General features: G+C 60.4%; 1 pseudogene. It reads left to right on the top strand.

The window, feature by feature from the left end:
- Positions 1-57: 57 nt before the first annotated feature.
- Positions 58-1,458, top strand: a pseudogene (locus IVB22_RS27055) (IS1182 family transposase); the annotation flags it as partial.

Below are 1,458 nucleotides of genomic sequence, written 5' to 3'. Positions count from 1 at the left end.
GCTGTGTGAAAACCCCGTCGATGCTATGATTCCCTTGCTGAATCGGCGGGGGAAGTGATGCAGGGTTTCGTTCAAGGGGCGGATCGCCAGCAGACGACGCTGTTGCCGGAATGCCTCGATGATTGGGTCGACGAGAGCAATTCTATTCGCGCGGTCGATGTGTTCGTGGATGCGTTGGAACTGCGCGACCTCGGGTTCGATGGCGTTGATCCTGCGGCGACCGGCCGGCGTACCATCCTTCGCCGATGCTCAAGCTTTACATTTACGGCTATCTCAACCGGGTGCAATCGAGCCGGCGGCTGGAGCGTGAGGCTGGCCGCAATCTCGAGGTGATGTGGCTGACCGGACGGCTCGCGCCGGATCACAAAACCATCGCCGACTTCCGCAAGGACAATGGCCCCGCGATCAGGAAGGTTTGCGCGCAATTCGTCGAGTTGTGCCGCAAGATGGGCCTGCTGACGAAGGCCAGCGTTGCCATCGACGGCAGCAAGTTCAAGGCCGTGAACAGTCGCGACAACAACTTCACGCAAGGCAAGATCCAGCGCCGCCAGAAGCAGATCGAAGAGAGCGTGGCGCGCTACATGAGTCAACTGGACACCGCCGACCGCCAGACTGCCGCAGGAGAAGAGCCGTCAGAAACGGTGCTTCTGACCAAGACGCGGCTTAGGGAAAAGCTGGCGAAGCTCGAAGAAGAAGTGAAACGGCTGGCCGCGATTGAAAAGGCATTGCTCGCCTCGCCCGACAAGCAGATATCGCTGACCGATCCCGATTGCCGCTCGATGGCAACGAGCGGGCGCGGCTCCGGCATGGTCGCCTACAACGTACAAAGTGCAGTCGACACCACGAACCATCTGATTGTCGCGCACGAGGTCACCAACGTCGGCACCGATAGATCGCAACTGGCGACGATGGCGCAGGCGGCGAAAGCCGCGCTGCGCAGCGATCATTTGGACGTCGTTGCGGATCGGGGGTACTTTAAAGGTGAGGAAATCCTGGCATGCGAACAGGCCGGGGTCGCGGTGACGCTACCCAAGCCGCAAACTTCGGGAGCCAAGTCGGCAGGCCGCTTTGGGAAACCTGATTTTGTCTATTGGCCAAGGACGACGTCTATCGCTGCCCGGCCGGCGAGAAGCTGGCGCACCACTTCACCGCTGATGAAGACGGCCAGAAAATGCGGATTTACTTGACGAAGGCGTGCCGCACATGCCCGTTCAAGGATCAGTGCACAACGTCCAACGAGCGCCGCATCAAACGCTGGGAACACGAACACGTCGTCGAGGCCGCGCAGACGCGGCTCGATCAGAACCCGCAAGCCATGCGTGTTCGCCGCGAAACCGTCGAGCATCCGTTCGCCACGCTGAAGATGCGGATGGGTGCGACACACTTTCTAATGAAGCGGTTGCCCAATGTCGCGACCGAAATGGCGCTGAACGTACTCGCCTACAACCTCACGCGCGT

The sequence above is a fragment of the Bradyrhizobium sp. 190 genome, from assembly GCF_023073415.1.
Lineage (GTDB): Bacteria > Pseudomonadota > Alphaproteobacteria > Rhizobiales > Xanthobacteraceae > Bradyrhizobium.
Note: the sequence above shows the minus strand (reverse complement) of the source record. Positions and strands in the feature narration are given on the sequence as shown.